At 45.6% G+C, this 20,224-nt stretch carries 18 protein-coding genes and 1 pseudogene; 5 read left to right on the top strand and 14 right to left on the bottom strand.

Going from position 1 to position 20,224, the window contains the following annotated elements:
* Window positions 1-40: 40 nt before the first annotated feature.
* Window positions 41-469, top strand: a complete 429-nt coding sequence (locus ACFPIK_RS08255; RefSeq protein WP_377914116.1) for a hypothetical protein — start codon at window positions 41-43, stop codon at window positions 467-469.
* A gap of 55 nt (window positions 470-524) precedes the next feature.
* Here the strand turns inward: ACFPIK_RS08255 and ACFPIK_RS08250 are convergent, their stop codons facing one another.
* The 11 genes and pseudogenes from ACFPIK_RS08250 to ACFPIK_RS08200 form a co-directional block, all read right to left on the bottom strand.
* Entirely contained in the window at window positions 525-1,406 is an 882-nt protein-coding gene (locus ACFPIK_RS08250; protein ID WP_377914114.1) for a Nif3-like dinuclear metal center hexameric protein, read from the bottom strand.
* Between the two features lie 83 nt (window positions 1,407-1,489).
* Window positions 1,490-2,149 carry a hypothetical protein gene (locus ACFPIK_RS08245; RefSeq protein ID WP_377914112.1) on the bottom strand — a complete coding sequence of 220 codons (660 nt, stop codon included), beginning with the start codon at window positions 2,147-2,149 and terminating at the stop codon, window positions 1,490-1,492.
* Between the two features lie 41 nt (window positions 2,150-2,190).
* A complete protein-coding gene (locus tag ACFPIK_RS08240; RefSeq protein WP_377914110.1) occupies window positions 2,191-2,973 on the bottom strand; it encodes an SDR family NAD(P)-dependent oxidoreductase in 783 nt (260 codons plus the stop codon).
* The gene (locus ACFPIK_RS08235; RefSeq protein WP_377914108.1) at window positions 2,960-3,637 is read right to left on the bottom strand and encodes an acetoacetate decarboxylase family protein; all 678 of its coding nucleotides are present in this window, start codon (window positions 3,635-3,637) and stop codon (window positions 2,960-2,962) included. Before ACFPIK_RS08235 ends, ACFPIK_RS08240 begins: the two co-directional genes overlap by 14 nt.
* Complete coding sequence (locus ACFPIK_RS08230; protein WP_377914106.1) at window positions 3,630-4,391, bottom strand: SDR family NAD(P)-dependent oxidoreductase; 762 nt, start codon at window positions 4,389-4,391, stop codon at window positions 3,630-3,632. The genes ACFPIK_RS08235 and ACFPIK_RS08230 overlap by 8 nt, the downstream gene beginning before the upstream one ends.
* 60 nt (window positions 4,392-4,451) lie before the next feature.
* Window positions 4,452-6,170, bottom strand: coding sequence for an IlvD/Edd family dehydratase (locus ACFPIK_RS08225; RefSeq protein WP_377914104.1), 1,719 nt, complete (start codon window positions 6,168-6,170; stop codon window positions 4,452-4,454).
* Between the two features lie 118 nt (window positions 6,171-6,288).
* Window positions 6,289-7,269, bottom strand: a complete 981-nt coding sequence (locus ACFPIK_RS08220) for a glycosyltransferase family 61 protein (protein ID WP_377914102.1) — start codon at window positions 7,267-7,269, stop codon at window positions 6,289-6,291.
* Between the two features lie 56 nt (window positions 7,270-7,325).
* Window positions 7,326-8,633 carry a UDP-N-acetylglucosamine 1-carboxyvinyltransferase gene (gene murA, locus ACFPIK_RS08215; RefSeq protein WP_377914100.1) on the bottom strand — a complete coding sequence of 436 codons (1,308 nt, stop codon included), beginning with the start codon at window positions 8,631-8,633 and terminating at the stop codon, window positions 7,326-7,328.
* Between the two features lie 4 nt (window positions 8,634-8,637).
* Window positions 8,638-9,276 (bottom strand): annotated as a pseudogene (locus tag ACFPIK_RS08210) (DUF4290 domain-containing protein); the annotation flags it as partial.
* Window positions 9,277-9,359: 83 nt separating this feature from the next.
* Window positions 9,360-11,621 (bottom strand): ATP-dependent helicase, encoded by a 2,262-nt coding sequence (locus ACFPIK_RS08205; RefSeq protein ID WP_377914098.1) that lies wholly within the window; start codon window positions 11,619-11,621, stop codon window positions 9,360-9,362.
* A 206-nt stretch (window positions 11,622-11,827) separates the two neighbouring features.
* Window positions 11,828-12,664: a lysophospholipid acyltransferase family protein gene (locus tag ACFPIK_RS08200; RefSeq protein WP_377914096.1), complete on the bottom strand. Its 837-nt coding sequence runs from the start codon at window positions 12,662-12,664 to the stop codon at window positions 11,828-11,830.
* 126 nt (window positions 12,665-12,790) lie between these two features.
* Between ACFPIK_RS08200 and ACFPIK_RS08195 the strand changes: the two genes are divergently transcribed.
* The gene (locus tag ACFPIK_RS08195) at window positions 12,791-13,390 is read left to right on the top strand and encodes a sigma-70 family RNA polymerase sigma factor (RefSeq protein WP_377914094.1); all 600 of its coding nucleotides are present in this window, start codon (window positions 12,791-12,793) and stop codon (window positions 13,388-13,390) included.
* Window positions 13,391-13,418: 28 nt separating this feature from the next.
* Here ACFPIK_RS08195 and ACFPIK_RS08190 read toward each other — a convergent pair whose 3' ends face one another.
* Window positions 13,419-13,562, bottom strand: coding sequence for a hypothetical protein (locus ACFPIK_RS08190; protein WP_377914092.1), 144 nt, complete (start codon window positions 13,560-13,562; stop codon window positions 13,419-13,421).
* 107 nt (window positions 13,563-13,669) lie between these two features.
* On the opposite strand from ACFPIK_RS08190, the gene gmk reads away from it, so the two are divergent.
* Window positions 13,670-14,248, top strand: coding sequence for a guanylate kinase (gene gmk, locus ACFPIK_RS08185; RefSeq protein ID WP_377914470.1), 579 nt, complete (start codon window positions 13,670-13,672; stop codon window positions 14,246-14,248).
* A gap of 2 nt (window positions 14,249-14,250) precedes the next feature.
* Entirely contained in the window at window positions 14,251-14,817 is a 567-nt protein-coding gene (gene nadD / locus ACFPIK_RS08180) for a nicotinate (nicotinamide) nucleotide adenylyltransferase (protein WP_377914090.1), read from the top strand.
* 167 nt (window positions 14,818-14,984) lie between these two features.
* On the opposite strand, the gene ACFPIK_RS08175 is transcribed toward nadD, so the two are convergent.
* Window positions 14,985-17,909 (bottom strand): prolyl oligopeptidase family serine peptidase, encoded by a 2,925-nt coding sequence (locus ACFPIK_RS08175; protein WP_377914088.1) that lies wholly within the window; start codon window positions 17,907-17,909, stop codon window positions 14,985-14,987.
* A 141-nt stretch (window positions 17,910-18,050) separates the two neighbouring features.
* On the opposite strand from ACFPIK_RS08175, the gene ACFPIK_RS08170 reads away from it, so the two are divergent.
* Entirely contained in the window at window positions 18,051-19,055 is a 1,005-nt protein-coding gene (locus ACFPIK_RS08170; protein WP_377914086.1) for a hypothetical protein, read from the top strand.
* 37 nt (window positions 19,056-19,092) lie between these two features.
* Here ACFPIK_RS08170 and ACFPIK_RS08165 read toward each other — a convergent pair whose 3' ends face one another.
* Window positions 19,093-19,950: a hypothetical protein gene (locus tag ACFPIK_RS08165; protein WP_377914084.1), complete on the bottom strand. Its 858-nt coding sequence runs from the start codon at window positions 19,948-19,950 to the stop codon at window positions 19,093-19,095.
* Window positions 19,951-20,224 lie beyond the last annotated feature (274 nt).

The following is a 20,224-nucleotide window of genomic DNA, read 5'->3' as shown; positions in this document are numbered from 1 at the left end:
AGTGATCTTTTATCTTGTAAAATTTTATAACCAGTAGACCATGAAAACAAAAGCAGCAGCCATCCTTGGTTTGGCATTTATTGGAATGACAGCCCTTTCCTGTGGGGAAAACAAGGGGACTAGCTCCGATGAAAGCCTTGTGGAAATTAACGTAGACTTCGAGAAGGAGCGGGACAAACTGAAATCTGAACTGGAGAAATTGGAGTCGGAAGTCGATCAGAAAATCAAGGAATTGGAAAAGCAGAAATCCGAAGCAAGCGAAGAGGCTCAGGATGAACTTAGAAAGATGGAGAAGCAGCTCAAGAAGGAGAAATCTAACTTGGAAAACGCGATCGAGGATGTCGAAAAGGCCTCAGAAAACACCTGGGACGATATCAAATCCGGAGTAAACAAAACCACCAAGGATATCGAAAACGAGTGGCAAAAGCTCAAAAATAACCTCGAGAAAAACTTCGAAAAGAAGAACTGAGAAACTTATAAATCATCAAAAGGCCAGTCAATTTGACTGGCCTTTTTCATTTGGATCAAAATACCTGGAGTGAATTCCCTGACGGAATGTGATGCACCGGTAGTCCGGGCATGTGTTGATTCAGCCAGTTTTTTACAAACTCAGATCCTCCTTCTTCGCTTGCCGAATGACCGATCTCGATCATGGAAAGTTTCATGCCGATTTCATTGGCAGCCCGAACATATTCCGGCGTTTCCCATTCGTTGGATTCTCCACAGACCAATACATCAGGTCTGTGCTCCATGATTTGGGTAATCTGAAGACGTCCGCCAACAGCCCCAGGAAGGAGCAGGACTTTGGCGCAAGTTTGATCCAAGTCTCCGACATAGCGCATCGCAGGTACTCCCAATCGGGATTTAATGTGATTGATTAGTCCGCGAAGGTCTGTTTTGGGGATAGTCAAAATCCGGCTTCCCGGCGTGTAATATTCTTCCCAGCCCAAATCACCAACCACGCCCACTCGAACACCATCGTCTTTCATCCGATGGACATAGTCATGATTCCTCCATAGGGTGATTCCATGCTTTTCCATCAGATCATACTTGGCGCGGAATACAGGATCATTTTGCAAATAGTCTGTATCATCCTGCCCGGAGAAAAAAGTAGGTTCGTGTGGAATGATCAGGTTTGCTTTTAGCTCGATGGCTTTGTGGATGATTTCCATTGTGGTAAACATGGTCGTCACTACTCCCGTCACCACAGTTTCTCGGGAACCCACTTTGATTGTATCCACCGTTTGGGCAAAAGGAGCATTGGGAACCTGAGCGATGAAGGCGTCCATGATTTCTCCGACGGTCCATGTTTTTTTCTGAGAAAAAGAAAAAGCATCCAGCGGATTAGCTAGCATTCCTGCGCCTATCAGGGCTCCTGAGGTATGTATAAAATTTCTTCGGTTCATCTCTGGTTTGATGTTGAGTCTACGCTAAAAGTAAAAAAAGCCGCAAGGAATCCCCACGGCTTGAATTTAATTTACGCTGATGGCTACTCTACTTTTACATTGGTCAGCCAGATGAATCGGTTACCATCCTGCCCCATGTGATCTTGAGCGAGTTTGATCGGGCCAAATTGACTGACATTTTCCCAAGTCCAAGTGCGGCCTTCTGCACCATTACCTCTTCTGAAGGTCCATTCCAGGATCATTTTGTTTTCATCGATGTATAAGTCATAGGCATCTCCGGGAGTGTAGCCCATTCCCGGTGCAGCAGGTTCGCCTGAATTGTAGACAATGGTCAATTTGGTGGAATTGGTTCCCTTTAGTGGGGAAGGGACATTTTCAACGGTTTCGTACGTGTAGCCTGAATCCCAAGCCAACTGAAAGGGCATCATTGCCCAGTATTTGTCATTGATAAAAGCTCCGTCCTGTTTTGGAAGGGAATCAGCTGTGAGATTGTAAGTGAATGTAGTATCTGGGCCAGAGTAATAGACGGTGCTGTCTTTGATGTTCCATTTCCAATCTCGTGAGACGACATTGACAGAATCCCGCTGCACATTCCAAGTGTAAGCAATGGAGTTGATCTGGTCAAAATTTTCAAAGCCATAGGCCTTGGCTACTTGGAAAGGTAACGTGTCAGGAAGTTCGGGCTTTTGCTGGCAAGCACTCAAGCTGCCAACTAAAGCAAAAATAAGGAGGTGTCTTTTCATGGTTAAAGGGTAGTGGGACAAGTGTTTAGAACTAGGGAAATTCAGGTTTGTTTGGAAAGCCAAGAATTGAATTTACGATATTCCAACCATTGGTAAATCGTTAAAATTACTGGAAGGAAATTATTGAGGATGAGTATGATCCGGAAAAGGGTAGAGGGAAAAATCTTCTTTTTCCCTGACTCGACACCTGATAGCATTTTCTTTGCTACTGTTTCCGGGTGTTGAAGAGGAAATGCCTTTGGGATTTGCTTGCCTGCTGCTTCAAAAAAGCCTGTCGTAGTGGCAATTGGAAACACTAGAGTTAGCCAATCTTCTGACTTTTCTGCCCAAACTGTCCTTGCCCATTGGAGTAGTGCTGCTTTGGTGGCGCCGTAGAGGCTATAGCCAGGTACCGCCCAGAATCCCATCGCCGAACAGGTGATTACATGTCTGAATTTTTTCTCGGGAAAAAGCACTTTCAGCGCTATCCCCAATTGGATGGGCGAAAAGACATTCAGTTGGAAAAGGGACTCCATTCCTTTCCAGTCTTGGTTTTCGGCTGCATGGTAAGCTGCTTTTCCTGCATTGGCAAAGCAAAAATCGATGCTTTCCCAATTGGATTTGATCCATTCAAGAATGACTTGATTTCCTTCTTTTTTGCTCAAGTCAGCTTTAAGAATGCCTTGTATTTCTGGAAAGGCGGATTTGAGATTTTGTAGATTTTTCTCTGAAATATCCACAGCTAAAATATTCTTGGTCCAAGGGTATAGCTGCTTTACCAGCTCCAAGCCGATGCCCGAACCTGCTCCTGTCACCATTACAACGGCATTCTTAAATGAACTCATCCCCATAGGTGGGTTCAGGGAAATGAATTGTAAATGGGTTGACCTTGACTGCCATCAAGGGTTTGATTCCGCCGAAGTCAGGAAAAAAATCGGGATTTATGTCGAGCTTTTTGATTTTGGCCAATTTGCCCCAGCCACTACCATAGGGTTTCGTGTAGAATTTCACCTTGTCCAAGGTCTGACAAAGTCTAATGGGAAGCAATGAAGTGGAGACAGGGAAAGAAATTACCCCATGTGTGATTTCTGTTGAGAAAATCTCCTTATCCCCTTGCTTAATTGAGATTAGATCTTTTCCTTTTTCTTTTGTCCAAGTGAATGGGAGTGTTTCTTTTGGGATGCCCCAATTTTTTCGCCCGTTGATCGTACTGGCTTCCGAATCCACATAGATTTTGGTGATGGCCTGCATTTTCGTTTTTCGAAATTTCCCCGGGATAATCAAAAGCTCATGGTAAGGTCCAACAGGTGATTCATGATAGTCGACTAGCATAACATAGCCAAGCCCTCCGCGGAATTTACCTATAAGATGCTTAGGCAGGTGAGCGTATTCTTCCACCCATTCTTTTTTGAACCTGAAAATCAAAATAATCCCTTCCCCCTTTAATTTCCAAGGTGCTGGTGCCTTCAACACCAATCGGAGATTCTCTACCGTAGGATATTCAGACATACGGAGATGGGCTGATTGCGGTCCAGCCTCCGTCTACGATTAGTGTCTGTCCGGTGATGTGCCTTGCTTGGTCAGATAGTAGAAAACTTGCAGCTTCTGCAATGTCTTCCGGAGTGGCAGGTCTGCCTATGGGTGTCAGTCTGGACCAAGTGCTTGCATAGTCAGGGTCTGATGTAGTTCGCTCGGTGAGGGTAGCACCTGGTGCAATGGTGTTGATTCGAATACCAAGTGGAGCAAGTTCCAATACCAGATTTTTGGCAAGCATTTCTATCGCCGCCTTGCTCATCGCATAGGCCGCCAGATTTTCATGACTTTGATGAGCGGTGACAGAAGAGGTGAATAGGATGGAACCGCCGGATTCTTGCTCTTTCATGATCCGTGCCACTGCTTGGGTTAAGAAAAAAGTTCCTGCCTGATTGACTCGGGAGACTTCCATAAAATCAGCCCAAGAATAGTCTAAAAAATTGCCGAACAGTGTGATTCCTGCATTGCAGACTACCTGATCGATGTGGCCAACTTCTTTCATTGCCAATCCCACAAGCTCTGAAATCACCTCGGGGTTTGAAGAGTCACCCGAGCAGCCCAAGATGTTTCCCTTACCGATTCTGGAAAGATTAGCTACAGCTTCCTCAGTGAGGCTTTTCTCCAAGTCATTGAGAATGACGTAGGAGTCGGTCTCTAGAAGTTTACGTGCAATGGCAAGTCCGATTCCCTGACCTGCACCGGTGACGATGGCTACTTTTGGGTTTTTCATTTTAAAATTGATAGAGGCCTGTCAGGTTTTCAAAACCTGACAGGCCTCAGTGAAACCAACTCAATGCGAATCTCTTTTTACTTCCGAACCGGAAGCACCCTGAAGGAAGTCGAAATCCACTCCTTCGTGTGCTTGATTGACTTTGTCCAAGAATAGGTTGACGTAACCTCTTTCATAAGGAAGCTGAGTAGGTACAAAGTCCTTTCTTCTGGCTTCAAATTCCTCTTCTGAAATCAACAAGTTAAGCGTTCTGTTAGGTACGTCTAGCTCGATCAGATCACCATTTTGAACAAAAGCCAAAGGACCTCCAATGGCTGATTCTGGAGAAACGTGGAGGACCACCGTGCCAAAGCCCGTACCGCTCATTCGACCGTCAGAGATTCTGACCATGTCTTTGACCCCTTTTTCTAGGAGCTTCTTTGGAAGGCCCATGTTGCCTACCTCGGGCATACCTGGATAGCCTTTTGGCCCCACATTTTTCATCACCATGACACAGGTTTCGTCAATGTCCAGATCGGGATCATCCACTTTTGCTTTGTAGTCATCGATGTTTTCGAAAACGACGGCTCTTCCGGTATGCTTGAGTAAGCTTGGAGTGGCTGCGGAAGGCTTCAGTACCGCACCATTCGGGCAAAGGTTACCTTTGAGCACGGCAATCCCTGACTCTGGCTTGATTGGGTTTTCGAGCGTGCCAATGAGGTTTCTGTCCCAGCATTGGGCATTGGCGATGTTTTCACCGATGGTTTTCCCGTTGACTGTGAGTGCATCAGTGTGCAGGTGTTTTTCGATTTCCTTCATGACGGCAGGCATCCCGCCTGCATAAAAGAGATCTTCAACCCAGTGTTCTCCCGAAGGCTGCACATTGGCAATGAGTGGGATTTTTGCAGAGAAATGGTCAAAATCCGTGAGGTCGAGTTCTACGCCGATCCGCTTGGCGATGGCCGTCAGGTGCAAGATGTAATTGGTCGAACCACCCACTGCGGCATTGACCATGATGGAGTTTTCAAAGGCCTTTCGGGTCAAGATTTTATCCATGGTCAAGTCTTCTTTGACCATTTCCACGATCCGCATTCCTGCGAGATGGGCCAGGACTTTTCTTCTAGAATCGGCAGCCGGAATGGTGGCATTGTCAGGTAGGGCTAGTCCAAGTGCTTCGACCATGGCTGCCATGGTAGAGGCTGTGCCCATCGGTGCGCAATGGCCGACAGATCTCGACATGGAGGATTCTACCTCGATCATGTCCTCTTGGGTGAGTTTGCCCACCTTATAATCCTCTGCAAATCTCCAGATGTCGGAGGTTCCGATTTTTTTGCCTCTAAATCTGCCCACGAGCATCGGTCCACCAGAAAGCACGAGTGTTGGAAGATTGACCGAGGCAGCACCCATGACCAGAGATGGAGTCGTTTTATCACAGCCACACATGAGGACTACGCCGTCCATCGGATTGGCGCGGATGCTTTCTTCCACGTCCATCGATGCCAGATTGCGAAAAAGCATCGCGGTGGGTTTGATGGAGCATTCGCCGAGGGACATCACCGGAAACTCCAGTGGAAAGCCACCTGCCTCCCAGATCCCTCTTTTCAAAGCTTCTGCCAAATCCCTAAAATGGGCGTTGCAGGGGGTAAGTTCGGACCAGGTATTGCAGATGCCGATGACCGGCTTTTCTCCTGTAAAAAGGTGGTGAGGGAGTCCTTGGTTTTTCATCCAGGAACGGTAAATGATGCCGTCTTTGCCGGTGCGTCCGTACCATTCTTGGCTACGGAGTTTTTTCTTGGTCATAGGTTGAAGATGGGTTGTAAGAATTGGCCAAGAAGTTACCAAAAAATTGGAGAAAAGGGCAAAAGGGAATTGTCAAAGGGGAAAAGAATCCTTTGAGTTAGGTGATTATTTTGGAAAGTCAGGCAGTTTCAATTTCGCTAAGAGCATGGCTTAGCGCTTCCGGATCTATGGTGAAATCGGTCATGATGGTGTCTTTATTGTCTCCAGAATTGAGCGTGTAGAAATAAGGAAGGTCTAATGCAGACGCCAAGTTGAAATAACATTGGGTGATGGCATCCCCCACATTTCTGAGTTCGAGGACTTTGGCAGTTTTGGGGAGAAAAAGCATATTGGTCAGTGCGGCACCATGAAGGCATACCAAAAGGCTTGTCTCGGACATTAGTTTGATTTGTTCCAATAGGGAAAGCTTCTCGGCATAGACGATCTCAAATCCTTTTTCTTTTAGGTAGTTTTCTACCTGCTCTTCGTTATGTGCTTTTCGTTTTGGAGCGAGTTTTCGGCTGATGTACACCTTTTTCCAAGGTGTTTGGGTAGGATTTATAGACAGCCGTTCTCTGGTTTTTTTAGCTAAGGGTTCCAAAAAATTAGGGAAAGAGGATGTTCTGGCGGTGAGTGTCAGTTCAGCGATTTTCAGATTTTCATTTTTTGCAAAAAAGATCACCTCCAACCCTGCCAGATTCAGGGAGTCGGTCACATACCTCAGGTTTTCGAAGGATTGAGGAAGCAAAATCGGGGAATTGGGAGCCATTTCTATTCCTTCCCAGATTCTTGGAAAGCAATCGGTCATCCAATGGAAATAATTGGCACTCCACTCGTCAGTCACCCATATGGCTTTTGAGATTTTTCTCCAGGTCTTTGGAAGACAATACACCATCCGCTTGGCAAACTGAATCGGGCCTAACTTGGCGTTGTGCGTGCGGGAAGAGTGAAAGGAAAGGTTGGCAGGATCAAACACCGTATCTTCCAGAATCCAGACATTCTTCAGACTGACAGGATTCAATCTCTGAAAAGTAACCTCCATCGATCCACTAAAAAGTGCCTCATCCTTTGGATTCAGGTTGGCGGGAGGAGTTCTCTTTACGGTGATGTTCTGGGTCAATTCAAAAATGAGTTAACTAAAAAGGAGCCGGTGTTTCCATCGGCTCCCTTGGTGTATTAATGGATTCGCTCGATTTTGGCTCCCAAGGCATTGAGGCGTTCGTCAATGTTTTGGTATCCTCTGTCGATTTGTTCGATATTGTCAATGATCGAAGTACCACTTGCTGACATCGCAGCAATTAAAAGTGCAACACCTGCACGGATATCCGGTGAAGTCATCCGGATGCCTCTTAGTGGGTATTTTCTATCCAAACCAATCACTGTGGCACGGTGTGGATCGCAAAGGATAATCTGTGCGCCCATGTCGATCAGCTTGTCCACAAAGAACAAACGGGATTCGAACATTTTCTGGTGAACCAGTACCGTTCCTTTGGCTTGTGTGGCAGTGACAAGTACAATAGAAAGTAGGTCAGGCGTAAATCCCGGCCAAATCTGATCTGCTACCGTCAAAATCGACCCGTCGATGAAAGTTTCGATTTCATAATGCTTTTGTGCAGGCACAAAGATGTCATCCCCTCTGAATTCCAACTTGATTCCCATTCTGCGGAAGGTATCTGGAATAATACCGAGTCGGTGAATCTGGCAGTCTTTGATGGTGATTTCGGATTGAGTCATCGCCGCCAGTCCAATGAATGAACCGATTTCAATCATATCCGGTAGCATGGTGTGAGATGTGCCTCCAAGGACTTTTACCCCATCAATGTGGAGTAGATTGGAGCCCACGCCGGTGATTTTTGCACCCATGCGGTTGAGCATGTCGCAGAGCTGCTGAAGGTAAGGTTCGCAGGCGGCATTGTAAATGGTGGTTTTTCCTTCTGCCATGACCGCAGCCATCACGATGTTGGCTGTACCAGTTACTGAAGCCTCATCGAGAAGCATGTAGGTGCCTTTAAGATTTTTTCCATCGATGTGGAAAATCTCATTTTTGGCATCGTAATGAAATTCAGCTCCGAGTTTTTGGAATCCATAGAAGTGGGTATCCATCCTTCGGCGACCGATTTTGTCTCCTCCCGGTTTGGAGAGTTTACCTTTTCCAAATCTGGACAAGAGTGGCCCGAGGATCATGACCGAACCACGAAGCGCAGAGGCTTTTTTCAGGAAATCCTCTGTCTCCAAGTAGTCCAAATTGACCTCATCGGCTTGAAATTCATAAGACTCAGGTCCGAGTTTATGGACTTTGACGCCCATGTCTGCCAAAAGTTCGATCAGCTTATTGACGTCCCGGATATTGGGTACTTTATGGATGGTGACTTTTTCAGAAGTCAGCAATACTGCACATAGGATTTGGAGTGCTTCGTTTTTCGCACCCTGAGGAATGATTTCTCCCTTGAGGCGGTGTCCTCCTTCTACTTTGAAAGATGCCATGTACTTATCTGCGTTTTTTGAAACCGTTGTTTCGGTGTTTTTTTCCACCGTGATTCTGGTGCTTTTTCTTTTGCTGCTCTTCCTCTATGTGAGGAATTTTGAAATCGCGTCGTGTATTGGATTCAAAAAGAGCATTTTCCCTTACCTTTTCCAAGTCGATATGTAAGCGGCCTTTGGAAAGGGTCTTGATGTCATCGAGAATGATCCCATCATCGAAGTTATCTCTATTCCAAGTGGAGTGGAAGCTTCTCATCAGCTGACCGATGTAGATGATGGCATTTTCCTGTTCCTCATCGTTCTCGATTTCAATGGCTTTTTCAATCAGTTTTTCGATGTTTCTGCCATAGTGCTTGAATTTTACCTCGCCTTTTGGATACCCGATTGGCTGGGGCTTTTTGCCCAAAAGTTCCTTTTCAGGCATTGGGAATGGACCGTCTACGTCAAGTTTGAATTCGGACATGATGTAGATATCGTCCCAAAGTTTTTGGTCATTTTCCTGCTTCATCGCAGGGAAAAGTTGCTTGATGATTTCGATGACGGTGTAGGCGCTTTGGGTGCGCTTTTCACGATCCTCAATACTGGTAATGTGATTTACCAGCATCTGAATATTCTTTCCGTATTCTTTCAAAATGTGTGTGGTTTTCTGATTCTATTTGCTCTCTATCGCTTCCTGTTTTTGCCATAAATAAGGTACAAAAAATCACCAAAAGGCAGGGAAGCAGGTGATTAGTCTATAATTCTGAGCTTGGCAAAGCTAAGCAATAATGTTTTCTCGCCAAAATGCTCAAAATCAATGGTTGCTTTTTTGTTAAGGCCTTCGGTTTCAATTTTTTGGACTTTACCAAAACCAAACTTCGGATGCTCTACCAATTGGCCTGCCTGGAGGTTGTTGGTATTGCTGGGTTTGAAATCGGGGCTTGGGGAATGGATTTTCAAGGTAGAAGCAGGTCTGGTTTCAGGCTGTTTTTTGATTCCAATGAATCCCTGAGCTCCCGGTAGTCCTTCTCGCCGGAGTGCGCCCGGCATTTCTTTGGTGGCAGACATCCGCTTGTTGACCTTGATGGTCGCCGGGTCCACTTCTTCCAAAAATCGGCTGGGCTCACAGTTGAGTAAGCGTCCAAATCGGTAGCGAGTCAGCGCATAGGTCAGGTAAAGCTTGTCCATCGCCCGTGTGGAGGCCACGTAAAATAAGCGACGTTCCTCTTCCAAGTCTTCTCTGCTCTGCATCATCATCTGGGATGGGAAAAGATCCTCCTCCATTCCTACAACAAATACCTGCTTAAACTCCAATCCCTTGGAAGCATGAATAGTCATCAAGGTGATAGCGTCAGTCTGGTCTTTGTCTTGATCGTTGTCGGTCAAGAGGGCGATTTCCTGGAGAAAAGCACCCAGGCTCTTGTCTTCATTTTCAGGATTGTCTACATACTCCTTGATTGCGTTGAGCAATTCCTGGACGTTTTCGTATCGGTTGAGTCCTTCGATGGTTTTGTCCTCGTAGAGCTCGCGCAAAAGTCCACTTTGCTTGGCGACTGAGCTTGCGGCTTCAAAGGCATCTTTTCGCTCGATCTCGATCTGGAAAGCTTTGATCATTGTCGAAAAATCATCCACGGAACTGCCGGCTTTTCCACCCAAAAAGCTGTGGGCATTTTGTACCACGTCCCAAAGTGGAATGTCGTGCTCGTATGCGGAAACCAATATTTTCTCCACTGAAGTATCTCCAATTCCCCGCTTGGGGTAGTTGATGATCCGCTTGAATGCTTCCTCATCGGCTGGATTGACTGCAAAACGAAGGTAGGCCATCAGGTCTTTGATTTCTTTTCTCTGGTAGAAAGAAAGGCCACCGACGATTTTGTAGGTCAGGTTCATTTTGCGAAGTGCTTCCTCGATTGCTCTGGACTGGGAGTTGGTTCGGTAGAGGATGGCAAAGTCGCTGTTGTTCAGCTTTTTGTTGTTTCGCTCTTCAAAAATGGTGTGAGCTACTATACGTCCTTCCTCATTGTCTGAGGTAGCTTTGATGAGCTCGATCAGGTCACCGTCGGGGTTGGAGGTCCAAACGGTTTTTTTGAGCTGAGCTTTATTTTTGTCAATGATCGAGTTGGCGGCTTCGACGATGGTCTTGGTGGAGCGGTAGTTTTGCTCGAGTTTGACTACAAAAAGATCCGGATAGTCCTTTTCGAAGTTGAGGATGTTTTGGATGTCCGCTCCGCGAAAGGCGTAGATACTTTGGGCATCGTCACCCACCACGCAGATGTTTTGGTGGACAGCAGCAAGTTTTTTGGTAATCAGGTATTGGGAAATGTTGGTGTCCTGAAACTCGTCCACCATCACGTATTTGAAGCGCTGTTGGTATTTATTGAGCACATCGAGGTGATCACGAAAAAGTACATTGGTATTGAAAAGAAGGTCGTCAAAGTCCATCGCGCCGGCTTTGAACAGGCGCTCTTGGTATTTTTGATAGATCTCACCCATTCTTGGCTTTTGCGCAGCTTCATCATCTGCTTTGACAAAAGGATCATTCTGATAGGTCTGCCAAGAAATCAGTCGGTTTTTGGCTCCTGAGATTCGGGAAAGCACCACACTCGGCTTGTAGACCTTGTCATCTAGCCGCATTTCCTTTACGAGGGTACGGATCAGTGATTTGGAATCGTCGGTGTCGTAGATGGTGAAATTGGAAGGATAGCCGATTTTGTCAGATTCTACGCGGAGAATCTTGGCGAAAATGGAATGGAAGGTTCCCATCCAGGTATTTCTAGCCTCTAGACCGACGAGTTTTTCGATCCGATGCTTCATTTCTGCCGCCGCCTTGTTGGTAAAAGTCAGCGAAAGGATATTAAAAGGATCGATCCCTTTGGAGTAAATCAGGTGCGCAATGCGGTAGGTGAGCACCCGGGTTTTGCCCGAACCAGCACCTGCAATGATCATCACGGGTCCGTCGGTTTGCTCTACGGCCTGTCGCTGTGGGGGATTGAGTTCCTGTAGGTAATCCATTTTTTTTAAGATACTAGACAAAAGAAGCAAGACACTAGATTGTTTTTCGGGTGTTTCGCTTGTGATTTATTTCCTTTTTATAAGGTATTTAGATTCCATTTAATTCAGCGCTAGAAGGTGATCAAAAGAGCTTAATTTTTGCGTGAGTTGATAGCTAGCTACTTCCAGACTTCCTCTCTTCCTAACTCCCCTACTTCCAATCTTCCCTACAACTTCCAGCGCTTGTGGCTCCAAAGGTACAAGTCAGGTTGGAGATGGATGTTTTTTTCCAATCGATCACAAAAAGCATCGGTGATGCTGTGTGCTACTTGCGCTGCGTAGGGGCCCTTCGAAAGGAGTTCGTAAGTGGCTTGGTAGCGGCCTCTTCCTTTTTTGGTGATTTCACCAAAGTAGACCGGGAGGTCCATACTTTTGGCAATATTTTCTGCCCCTTCGAAGAAATAGGCGGGACGATTTAAGAATGGTCTTTGGTACCTGATGGTTCGGTTATTGGGGCGCTGATCTGCAGCAAGCTGGACTACTCGATGGTGTTCTCCAAGGGTCTTTACTGTGTTTTTAAATTCCCGTTTCTCCGTAATGGTATTTCCGAAGCGAGTTCGTGCCTGGTACATGAGTTTATCGAAAAAAGGATTGTTGATCTTCAAGTATACCCCTTCCGAAGGTACTTTGCTGAGCACGGCAGCTTGCTGAAGTCCTAGTTCCCAATTGAAAAAGTGACCGGCGAGCAATAAGACACTCTTCCCGTTTTTCACTTCCTGGTCGAGCAGATCCTGATTAGTAATGGTAAACCTTTTGGAAAGTTCGGCTTTGGAGATCGTGATGGATTTGATGGTTTCGGCGATGGAGTCCGTGAAATTCCTGTAGAATCGATTGCGGATAGCTTTTCTTTCTTTTTCTGTTTTTTCCGGAAAAGCGTGGAACAGATTGTCATCGATTACGCGTTTGCGGTAGCGGATGACATACCTGGCTAAGAGGTAAAGTACGTCTGAAAAAAGGTAAAGTATCCCTAGTGGTAGCCGGGAAAATAGCTTGAAGAAAAGCATGCGTCTGGTTTGGATTGGGAAAATTGCTCCGTACCTGGAGCGATATCAGGTACAAAATAAACGAAAAGGAGGGAAATGGGACGGGAATCTAGGTATAATTTAGGGCAATGATTACTTTTGGTGCTTATGTCTGAAGTACAGCGAAGGAAATATTCACAGGAAGAAAAGTCGGCCGTCTTTGATGGGGAATTTATGCCCCACATCGATTCTATGTACAACTTTGCCTTTCGACTCACCTTTGATGAGGACGATGCCAAGGATCTGGTACAGGATACCTACATGAAGGCCTTCCGTTTTATCAATTCCTTTGAGCAGGGGACCAATGCGAAGGCATGGCTTTTTCGGATCCTCAAAAACAGCTTCATCAACGAATACCGAAGGAAGAGCAAGCAGCCTGCGAAGGTAGATTATCAGGAAGTAGAAACTTTCTACAACTCGGATGATGTTGACTACCAAAGTACTACTGATCTACGGGCAGAGTCTGTTAAGGATATGCTTGGTGACGAGATTTCCAATGCGCTCAATTCCTTGGCGGTGGACTTTCGTACGGTGATCATTCTGGCTGACCTGGAAGGATTCACCTATGAAGAAATGGCGAAGATTCTTGATATCCCCATCGGGACGGTAAGGTCTAGACTTCACCGAGCTCGAAATCTCTTGAAGGATAAATTAAAAGGCTATGCCCAATCAATGGGCTACAATACGGACGAAGAGGAGGAAGAATAAACGATTACCTATGGAAAACACAGATTTATCATCCGGAGAGCGGAAGCTGCAGTGCAGCGATGTAAGCAAATGCTTTCAGCTGCTGGAAAGTATCCTGGACGGAGAGTTGGGAGAAGAAGGAAAAGAGCTCCTGAAGCAAAAGTTGGATAAATGCCAGCCATGCTTCGAGCATTTTCACCTGGAGCAAGCCATCCGGGAGGTGCTAAAGACCAAATGCACCAAACAACCTTTACCAGAAAAATTGGCGGAATCGATCCGTCAAATGATCCAAGACGTCCGATGAGCAACCCTTCAGGCAAAGCCATTATCTTTTCTGCTCCCTCAGGATCAGGAAAAACCTCCCTTGTCAAACATTTGATTCAGCATGTGCCCAATTTGGGATTTTCCATCTCGGCTTGTACCCGGGACAGAAGGGGAAGACATGAAGTGCATGGCAGAGACTATTACTTTTTGAGCATCGAGGAATTCAAGCAAAAAATTGATGAAGACGCCTTCGTAGAATGGGAAGAGGTGTATGAAGGCAATTTTTACGGCACCCTGAAAGAAGAGGTGCAGCGCATTTGGGACAGTGGTAAAGCAGTTATTTTTGATGTGGATGTGAAAGGTGGATTGGCTCTGAAAAAGTATTTCGGAGAGCAAGCTTTGGCCATTTTTGTAAAAGTTCCTTCCATGGAAGTGCTCGCTTCCCGACTCAATGACCGGGGCACAGAAACCCCCGAATCCCTTTCCCGACGAATTTATAAAGCCAAGTTTGAGATGACCTTTGAGCCGCAGTTTGATGTCACCATTTTGAATGATGATTTCGAGCGCTCTTCGGCAGAGACGGTAAACTTGGTCTCTGAGTTTTTGGCAAAGTAATCATGAAGATTGGGTTATACTTTGGCAGTTTCAACCCGATCCACATTGGGCATTTGATTATTGCACAGACGATACGGGAGCGGAGTGGTTTGGACCAAGTATGGTTTGTGGTCAGTCCCCAAAATCCATTCAAAAGACAAGAATCACTTGCTCATGAACTCGACCGGCTTCGAATGGTCGAGCTGGCTGTGGAGGACAATTTCCATTTCCGTGCTTCAGACGTAGAGTTCCGAATGCCTAAACCGAGCTATACCATCGATACCCTGACTTATCTCAGCGATAAGCATCCGCAGCATCAGTTTTCACTTTTTATGGGTTCGGATAATCTCAAGCATTTTCATAAGTGGAAAAATCACCAAGCTATTCTCGATCAATACGACTTGCTTGTGTATCCTCGTCCAGGGGAATCGGATTTGCCCAACTATCCGCAAGCCAAACTGATCGATGCACCTTTGCTGGATATTTCAGCCACTTTTATTCGACAAGCTATTCAGTCAGGCTACTCGGTACGCTATCTCCTTCCCGAAAATGTGGAACAATATATCCTGGACAAAAAGCTCTACAGGTAAAACTATAACTTCGTAACTACCAGACTTAAATCGGTCTTTGAAAGCGGTCAATTCACTTTTTCTAAAATTCAAACCATCCAAAAAGACAATTCAAAAAAAAATCCCCCGATGATTGTCCATCGGGGGATTTTCATTTTTCAGCTTTCTGATTTCAGCTTTCAAACTTTCTAGAAGGCTCTTTCCTCCAGGTGTTCACCCAATTTCAGTCTAGGTACACCCTTGCTCATCCATTCAGGGGCAGGGAGACCTTTCAAGTGGTGATCGAAAAACTCCATCATTCGCACACTATAATCTTTGCGGTTTTCGAGTTTGCCTAGGCCGTGATTTTCACCAAGGTATTGCACCATGATCACTGGCTTTTTTAATCTTCGCAGCGCATTGTAGTATTCCACGCCTTGGGTAAAGTCCACTGCACCGTCTTTGTCATTGTGAAGCATGAGTAGTGGCGTCTGTACATTTTTCACATGGTAGATCGGGCTGTTGCGCTCGTAAGCCTCCCAGTTTTCCCATGGGCCACCAAAGAACCTTCCCTGAGATGCTTCGAAGATGGACATGTTTCCGCCACCGGAGTTCCAGTAGATCAGGTCGTACATGGAGATCATGTTGGTAAGGGGTGCACCGGCCGCTGCGGCTTTGAAGCGAGTAGTCTGGGTGATGAGGAAGGAAGTTTGGTAACCACCCCAGCTGTGTCCGTGAAGTCCCATTTTGTTTTCATCGATCACCCCGGTTTTTATCGCGGCATCGACCGCAGGCAATACTGCCCATACAGCTGACATTCCTGGATCATCCATTTTGTACACGATATCTGGAATCAGTACCGCGTAACCATTGCTGGTGTAAAGAGAAGGGCTCCAACCTGTACCACTGTAGCCTGGATTAGACCAATTGTGAAGGGTTTGAGAGAGTTTTTCGTAGTAATAAACTACCGTTGGATACTTTTGGCCTTCTACATATCCTGCGGGTAGGAAAAGTGCAGCCTGTAGCGAATCACCTTTGGCAGTCACATTATCGATCAGTTTAACTCCAATGGACCATGCAAATTTTCCTGCGTCAGGAGCGTTTTCGGTGACCTGCTTGGCATTGGCCAGGGTGGCATCAGTCAGGTAAACCTGGGTAGGTTGATTGAATTTTTCTTTGGTAAAGGTGTAGACCGCAGCCTTTTTAGCCTTGGTTAAGCCTTGGATGTTGGCATCTTCCCATAGCAGTGTTTTGGCACCTGCTGTGAGGCCTGACTTGGCAGGACTTAGTGTAGCAAAACCACTCTTCTTCGTGTTTTCGCCATAAGTACGCAGGTACACCGTCTTGGTCAAGTCGATTCCTTTTTCATCCGAATCTAAGCTGATGCGGTATTGATAGCGGATTTTTTCCTTCTTCCCATTTTGAGTCAGGTTAAGTGGAGTTTCCTTGGCTGACATGGGGATTTGCCAGATATCCCAACCGTCACGCACGAGTACATAGCGGCTGTCACTGCTCCATCCAAGCGGGTTGTAGAGTGGCTTGATCACGTTGTGATCGTCTTCCACGTCTACCATACTTACAGGCAGTTTTTCGGTGAGGTTGGTGTGGGTTTTAGCCGTGATGTCATAGACGTAGAAATGTCCGTCTTTTCCATAGAGCAGCTTTTTGCCGTCAGTAGAAGGTCGCGGCATGGAGGCAAAAGAAGGCTGGTAAAACTTCTCGAAAAGGGGAGTTTTGGCCCCTGTTTTCAAATCCACGATAAAATAATCCCGGTACGTTTGACCGTTGAGATTGATGTCGAGTTCGTAGGCTTGCTGATCCGATCCCAAGGCAAACTGCTGGTAAGGCAGTAGGCTGAGATCCCGCATGCTGCTGTCCTGCAGGGCAAAGTGCTTTTTGCCTGTGACATCATACATGGCCCAGAAGCTGTAGGTTTTATCCATGTTTTCCATCACTTGCTGACGGGATTGGAGGCGGTCATCATTCCAGTGCCAAATGGTCATTTCCGGCTTTTTGGCATCGTTGGCTTTCTTGTCGTCTGATTTGGATGAGTTGAGTTTGCCGATGGCTTTTTGCAGGTCAGCGATCGACTTGATGGTCGTATCAGCCATGATCTTGGCCAGGTTTTCAGATTCAGCCAGTTTGAGTGAATCGGTGTTTGTTGCCTTTTTTGGGCTTTCTTTTTCTGCCAAAACCAAAGGATGAATGCCGTAGAAAAGGCGTGTCAGATCCTCTGACCACATTGGGCGGCGATTGGGGCTGATGGTATATTTCTGATCAAAGCCGGTCGAGTCTTTTGCTGGCTCATATAGGGTTACCTGAGGATTAGAAAGGTTTTTTACGCCTAATACTGCCCCTTTGTCCTGCTTGTATTTCTTGTCCTTCTTCATTTTCAGAGCAGCAAAAGCTTCCCCTTTTTCCGTCCAATTGATGCTCTGATAGCCAGCCTCATCCGAGTCCAGTACCTGGATGGAGTTGCTTGCCATGGTGAGAAGATACAGGCCATTTCCTTGAGAATTGGCCGCATCGACGGAGTAGGCGAGGTGAGTGCCTGCTTTGTTTGCCGCATGTTCACGCACATTGCCGAGGTTTTGAGATTTGCCGGTGGCAAGGTGGTAGATCAGGAGATCAGAGCCTTTAGCATCGCCATTTCCTTCTTTCGGAAGGTTGATTATTAGGTGCGAGGCTGCCTCGTTGTTGAATGAAAATCCACTGACTCCTTCAAACGTCTTTTTGTCCTCACTGCCGAGTTTGATCAAGTGGAGTTTTTCCTTGAGGGGCTTGCCTTTGGCCTTTTCGTTGGCTTGCTTTTCGGCAAACTTGGGGTATTCCTTGAAGGCGATCAACTGGCTGTTGTCGCTGAATTCGAAGCTGGCAAAGCTGGCATTTCCGATCGGAAAGGACTTTTTGCTAGCCGGATCAGCGGTTTTTTGGAGGATCAGTTCACCATCCGCTTCGATTCCGGTAAGGACATAGGCCAACCATTGACCGTCGGGCGAAAGCTTGAATCCTCCGCTGGGCATGGATTTCCAGGTGGCCACATCTTTCCAGGACATGGGTTTGGGTGCATCTTGGGCAAATGCCACCTGAACGGTCAGGGCAAAAAGCCAAAGAAGAAGTAGTTGTTTTCTCATGGTAAGTAGATTAGGTAGGGAAAATAAGGGATTTTTCTGGAGGTCAGTATGTAAATGTGGCCGAAGGAAAGATTTTCATGCAATCTTGTTGCTTTTTTGAGAAAAAACTAAGTTGATTTATGAATACTAAATTGGATTTTTATGAGAGCCTATGTTTCCACGTTATTAGCTTTTGCATCACTTTTCTTTCTTAGTTGCGAATCCCAAAAACTAAAAAACGGACAGTTTCCTGATCAACCCGTCAATCTTAGGGAAATTAATTCTCCGTATGACGACATCAATTCAGACATCCCTTTCATTAACCATCAAGTTCCCCTCGTATTTTCGACCAATCGCTCCAATCCCCAAACCCGTGATTTTAACCTAACTGTAAGGTTTCTTGATTTCACCTGGGACAAGTCTGAGGGAGTGTTGAGGGTCAATTCTTCAAACACCCTTTTTGACAAGGGTTTTGAATCTTTTCGGGATATGGTGAGAAGAACCGAATCCACATCGAATGAAAAAGGGCCCTACAGTTTTATTGATAGTCCGCCCGATCGACTTTTGCTTTATAGCCGGGAGGTGGATGGCGTTTATTCTATTTTTGCTGAGCCTGAAGTATTAGATTTCAGCAATCGAAGGATTCAGTCCTTTCGGATGACAGAAAATTCCTCTCACGAAATGTATCCCAGTTTTTATGGAAAAGAATTTGTGAAGGGCGCTGAAACAACCTCCAATGGTCGGCCAGAATTGATGCTATTTACTTCCAATAAGGACGGTCAATTTGATCTTTATGAGACGGAATTGCCCTCCTCTCAAAGCGTACTTCTCTTTCTATTTAAGAATGAGCCCAAAACTATCCGAAAACTAAGCTTGAACTCTACTTCCAATGACCACATGCCTTTTGTATTTGGTGATTTGTTGGTGTTTGCTTCCGACCGTCCGGGCGGATATGGGGGATATGACTTGTATTACTCCAAGAAAACAGTGAGCGGATGGTCAGAACCAGTCAACCTCGGGCCTCAAATCAATTCTGTACATGATGAATACAGACCGGTAGTCTCATCCTATCCTGAGTTCGCCAATCAATTGATGATTTTCTCTTCCAATCGGCCCGGAGAAATGGGAGGATTTGATCTGTATTTTGTTGGTATTCCGAAGTTTTGATGTGAAATAAAGGTTGCCTTTCCCAACTAGTTCCTAACTACTGGTAATTATACCTATGTAACGCCTCCCTGGTCAAATTTCTGGTTCGACGGTCGAAAAAGCTGGAGAACACATTCAGTCCTATTCCGGTAAAAGTCATAGGGAGTAACAGTTGGTTTTGAGTGGACGATTGACGCTCAAACCCTATGGCTACAAACATAATTCCGAATCCAAGAGCTGAATTGGCCACATTAGTTATAGTACTCACTTTTTGTCTTTTGATGACTTGCTCAAACATTCGATGGGCTTCCTCATTGGATTGAAGTCGGGACAGCACCTGGGCATTTTGGAGGAGCATTGGCCCTTCATAGATATCGATTCTTGACCCAAAAAATCCAGCACTTTTATCCATACTTAAAAATGCATCCGCACCTCCTGAATAATGATAGGCATTGAAGTCATTGATGGTTCGTTGGATTCTTCGCTCTGAATCAGCGATGAGAATGTTTCCAGTACTGTGTAACATTCCTCCTCCAAAAGAAGTCCAAAACCACGGGCGGACATTGGCCGGTGTAATTTCATTGGTAAAGAGATACGCGATGGTACCGAGAGTCACGGATATTCCCGAAAGACGGATTCCATAACCCAAATTCTTTTTCCGTTGATTCTGAAGAAATCTAAAGTCCTCCGTTTGGACCGATTTAACCAAATTCGCTACCTCTTTTGGGCTTGATTTTTCACCTTCAAGGTAGTAAGTGGTTTTGTTGAAAAAGCCCTCTTTGAAGGTGATGATGGGCTGCTGAGAATAGCCTCCTGAGAAATAAGCGTGGGAGCTTGGTGTGTTTTGGGAAAAAGCTATTTCTACCGGAAACAGAAAAAATAATAAGAGAGGCACTTTCCAAAATTTGTTTTCCATAAGGTTGATTTTTATTTACCAACTACTTAATCCGAAAACGAACGATTTAAATGAAAGTTGTTTCAATGAGTTTTTAAATTTCTTTTTTATTCCTTTTAAGAATTGTATAAAAAAAGACCTTCCAGGTTTTCAAAACCTGGAAGGTCACTCAAGTTTGGCTAATTTCTGGTATGAAACGCTGCTGCTAGTGTAGGATTATCTGATTTTTTGAGTGCTTGTAATTTTTTCTGGATGTTGACGAAGTCGGAGAAATTGATTTTTGAGGCGTCAGCCC

Source organism: Algoriphagus aquatilis, from assembly GCF_042657405.1.
GTDB lineage: Bacteria > Bacteroidota > Bacteroidia > Cytophagales > Cyclobacteriaceae > Algoriphagus > Algoriphagus aquatilis.
Note: the sequence above shows the minus strand (reverse complement) of the source record. Positions and strands in the feature narration are given on the sequence as shown.

Bases quoted from the DNA above. Each gene is read 5' to 3' on its own strand.
- ACFPIK_RS08225 (WP_377914104.1), bottom strand. From the start codon at position 6,170: ATGACCAAGAAAAAACTCCGTAGCCAAGAATGGTACGGACGCACCGGC.
- ACFPIK_RS08175 (WP_377914088.1), bottom strand. From the start codon at position 17,909: ATGAGAAAACAACTACTTCTTCTTTGGCTTTTTGCCCTGACCGTTCAG.
- ACFPIK_RS08235 (WP_377914108.1), bottom strand. From the start codon at position 3,637: ATGTCTGAATATCCTACGGTAGAGAATCTCCGATTGGTGTTGAAGGCA.
- murA (WP_377914100.1), bottom strand. From the start codon at position 8,633: ATGGCATCTTTCAAAGTAGAAGGAGGACACCGCCTCAAGGGAGAAATC.
- ACFPIK_RS08240 (WP_377914110.1), bottom strand. From the start codon at position 2,973: ATGAGTTCATTTAAGAATGCCGTTGTAATGGTGACAGGAGCAGGTTCG.
- ACFPIK_RS08250 (WP_377914114.1), bottom strand. From the start codon at position 1,406: ATGAACCGAAGAAATTTTATACATACCTCAGGAGCCCTGATAGGCGCA.
- ACFPIK_RS08230 (WP_377914106.1), bottom strand. From the start codon at position 4,391: ATGAAAAACCCAAAAGTAGCCATCGTCACCGGTGCAGGTCAGGGAATC.
- ACFPIK_RS08190 (WP_377914092.1), bottom strand. From the start codon at position 13,562: ATGCTCGAAGCATGGCTGGCATTTATCCAACTTTTGCTTCAGGAGCTC.
- ACFPIK_RS08165 (WP_377914084.1), bottom strand. From the start codon at position 19,950: ATGGAAAACAAATTTTGGAAAGTGCCTCTCTTATTATTTTTTCTGTTT.
- ACFPIK_RS08255 (WP_377914116.1), top strand. From the start codon at position 41: ATGAAAACAAAAGCAGCAGCCATCCTTGGTTTGGCATTTATTGGAATG.
- ACFPIK_RS08195 (WP_377914094.1), top strand. From the start codon at position 12,791: ATGTCTGAAGTACAGCGAAGGAAATATTCACAGGAAGAAAAGTCGGCC.
- nadD (WP_377914090.1), top strand. From the start codon at position 14,251: ATGAAGATTGGGTTATACTTTGGCAGTTTCAACCCGATCCACATTGGG.
- ACFPIK_RS08245 (WP_377914112.1), bottom strand. From the start codon at position 2,149: ATGAAAAGACACCTCCTTATTTTTGCTTTAGTTGGCAGCTTGAGTGCT.
- gmk (WP_377914470.1), top strand. From the start codon at position 13,670: ATGAGCAACCCTTCAGGCAAAGCCATTATCTTTTCTGCTCCCTCAGGA.
- ACFPIK_RS08200 (WP_377914096.1), bottom strand. From the start codon at position 12,664: ATGCTTTTCTTCAAGCTATTTTCCCGGCTACCACTAGGGATACTTTAC.
- ACFPIK_RS08205 (WP_377914098.1), bottom strand. From the start codon at position 11,621: ATGGATTACCTACAGGAACTCAATCCCCCACAGCGACAGGCCGTAGAG.
- ACFPIK_RS08170 (WP_377914086.1), top strand. From the start codon at position 18,051: ATGAGAGCCTATGTTTCCACGTTATTAGCTTTTGCATCACTTTTCTTT.